The sequence below is a fragment of the Sphingomonas sp. genome (assembly GCF_036387595.1).
Taxonomy (GTDB): domain Bacteria; phylum Pseudomonadota; class Alphaproteobacteria; order Sphingomonadales; family Sphingomonadaceae; genus Sphingomonas.
Window position 1 is genome coordinate 1 of record NZ_DASVTL010000011.1, and the last position, 1,759, is coordinate 1,759.

General features: G+C 66.2%; 1 protein-coding gene. It reads left to right on the forward strand.

All coding sequences use genetic code 11. The annotated features are described in order from the left end of the window. Window positions 1-214 precede the first annotated feature (214 nt). Window positions 215-1,759 (forward strand): M20/M25/M40 family metallo-hydrolase (locus VF643_RS00675; protein WP_331041436.1); only part of this gene is annotated, 1,545 nt, incomplete at its 3' end.

Consider the following 1,759-nt stretch of genomic DNA (forward strand, 5'->3'; position numbering starts at 1 on the left):
TGGATTCGAACCAGCGTACGCTTGCACGGGCAGATTTACAGTCTGCTGCCTTTAACCACTCGGCCACCTGTCCAGATGGGCCGCTTTTCAGAGCGAGGCGGCTCCATGGCGAAGCGGGACGCGGCTGTCAACGCGGGTCAGTGTCGCGGCACTGCTTGCGCGCGGTAGGCGGCGCCCGTAGCAACACGGTCGATATCGTATCGAAGGGGGTCCCATGCGCCATTTCCTGCTCGCCGCCACTGCGGCGGTCGCTCTCATGCCGTACCATGCGGGTGCGCAGGACAAAGCATCGGCCAACCGGATCATCGACGAGGGCACCAACCACAGCCAGGTGATGGTCACCGCGCAACACCTGACGGACGTTATCGGCCCACGGCTGACCAACTCGCCGGGGATGCGCAAGGCGGAAGGCTGGACCGCGGCGAAGTTCACCGAATGGGGGCTGAAGAACGTCCACAAGGAAGGTTTCGCGTTCGGGCGCGGGTGGACGATCGAGCGTGCATCGGTGCGGATGCTGACCCCGCGCGCGGTGCAACTGACCGCGATCCCCGTTGCGTGGACGCCGCCGACCAATGGCGCACTCACCGCCCCGATCGTCGTCGCGCCGATGAAGCGCGAGCGTGACTTCGACAAGTGGCGCGGGCAGCTGCGCGACAAGATCGTGCTGACGACGCTGCCGGTCGCGGCGCGCGAATCGACCGATCCGATGTTCCAACGGCTATCCAACGAGGATCTGGCGAAGCTCGACCAGTTCCAGCAGCCGGTGAACGATCCCGATGCCGCCGATCGGCGGCTGAAGCGGCTCGATTTCGCGGCCAAACTCGACGCGTTCCTGAAGGCGGAGGGCGCGGTGGCGATGGCGACGATGGCGTATCGCGACGGCAACCTGGTCAGCGGCGAGGGCTATCTGTTCGGCACCGGCGCGACCGCCGCCCTGCCCGCGGTGCAGATTGGGCAGGAGGATTATCTGCGCCTCGCCCGACTGGCCAAATCGGGCACCGCGCCGACGCTGGAGATCGTCAGCGACGTGCGGTTCGACGATACCGACGAGCAGGCCTACAACATCATTGCGGAAATCCCCGGCACCGATGCGAAGGCAGGTTACGTGATGGCGGGTGCGCATCTCGACAGCTGGGTGGCGGGCGACGGCGCTGCGGATAACGGCGCGGGCAGCGCAATGATCATGGAAGCCGCGCGGATCATCGCCGCGACCGGGATCAAGCCGAAACGCACGATCCGCTTCGCGCTGTGGACCGGCGAGGAACAGGGGCTGCTCGGATCAATGGCCTATGTCGAGAAACATCTCGCGACCCGCGGCGCCGCCGGTGGCACCGCCGACACGGGGCTGAAGCGCTTCTACGGCTGGACCAATCGGTGGCCGGTCACGCCGCAGCCGGGCTATGGCGCCCTCGCCGCCTATTTCAACATCGACAACGGCTCGGGCAAGCTGCGCGGGCTCTATGCGGAGCGCAATCCCGCGGTGGTGCCGATCTTCCGCGAATGGCTCGCGCCGTTCGCCGCGATGGGCGCGAACACCGTAGCGCTGCGGCCGACCGGCGGCACCGATCACGTGTTCATGCAGGCGATCGGCGTGCCCGGCTTTCAGTTCATCCAGGATCCGCTCGATTACGACAGCCGGGTGCATCACAGCGGAGTCGATACGTTCGATCACCTGAAGGCCGACGACATGCGCCAGGGATCGATCGTGCTCGCATCGGTGCTGGTTTCGGCCGCGAATGCCGAAAAAGCCTTGCCGCGT